Source organism: Neorhizobium petrolearium (assembly GCF_017873175.1).
Classification (GTDB): Bacteria; Pseudomonadota; Alphaproteobacteria; order Rhizobiales; family Rhizobiaceae; genus Neorhizobium; species Neorhizobium petrolearium.
Window position 1 is genome coordinate 1 of the sequence record NZ_JAGGJW010000064.1, and the last position, 1,007, is coordinate 1,007.

Here is a 1,007-nt window from a genome sequence, read left to right on the forward strand (position 1 = left end):
GCCACCGCGGGCGCAGTGTTGCGGGCCACCGGCTCGAGCAGGATGCCGGAAAGCCTGATGCCGAGCTCGCGGGCCTGTTCGGCGACCAGGAAGCGGAAATCCTCGTTGGTGATGACCACCGGGGCCTCGTACAGCGCCGGATCCGAAACGCGCGACAGGGTGGCCTGGAACAGCGTCCGGTCGCCGACGAACTGGATGAACTGTTTGGGCGCACTGGCACGTGACAGCGGCCACAGCCGCGTCCCCTTGCCACCGGCCATGATGACGGGGATGATCTTGGTCTTCATCGAAACGATCTCCGGTTCATTCGTTCGTCGTCGGGCGCAGCATCCGCTGCCCGGCCCATTCGCGGATCAATGAAAGGCCCTGGTCGAGCAGGGCCTTCGCCGCGTCTTCCGTCCGGGCTTCCACGTAGCAGCGCATCTCCGGGGCATTGCCGGACGGTCGCAAATGGATGATCCGCCCGTCGTCCAGCCTCACCCTCAGGCCGTCGATATCGCTTTTGTCCGCGATCGCGCCGATCGGCCGAAGGAAGGTGGCGAGATTATCGTCGGAGGCGCGCAGATGTGCCATCAACGCCGCGCTCGTCTCGACCGGAAAATCCTCCAGCCGGTCGGCGGCCGCGAACGGGAGCCGGAAAGAGGCGGCGATCTCAGACAGCGGTTTCTTCTTCGCTGCGGCAAGCGAAAGTGCGGCGACCAGCGGCAGGAAACTGTCGCGGGTCGGCAGCGGATCGAGCGATGCGCCGTCGACCACGAACGGCGAGGCGGTCAAAAGGCCACCATTGGCTTCGAAGCCCATGATGCCCGTCTTCCCGGTCCGCAGCGCTTCCAGCATGCCGGCGATCACGAAGGGCGAGCCGACTTTCGTGCGGATGACGGCAAAATCCCCCGCCGCCTCGATGCCGGAATTGGAGGTGACCGGCGTCACCACCACCTTCGCCTCCAGGAACCGGGCGGCGATCAGGCCGAGAAGATCGCCGCGTAGCACCTCTCCCGTCTCGTCGG

The 1,007-nt window shown here is 66.0% G+C and carries 2 protein-coding genes; both read right to left on the reverse strand.

The window, feature by feature from the left end; translation table 11 throughout:
• On the reverse strand, positions 1-287 hold a 287-nt coding region (locus tag J2046_RS33660), incomplete at its 3' end, for a sugar phosphate nucleotidyltransferase (RefSeq protein ID WP_267950885.1).
• Positions 288-303: 16 nt separating this feature from the next.
• Positions 304-1,007, reverse strand: a 704-nt coding sequence (locus J2046_RS33665; protein WP_459213539.1) for a phosphohexomutase domain-containing protein, incomplete at its 5' end; no start/stop codon positions are given.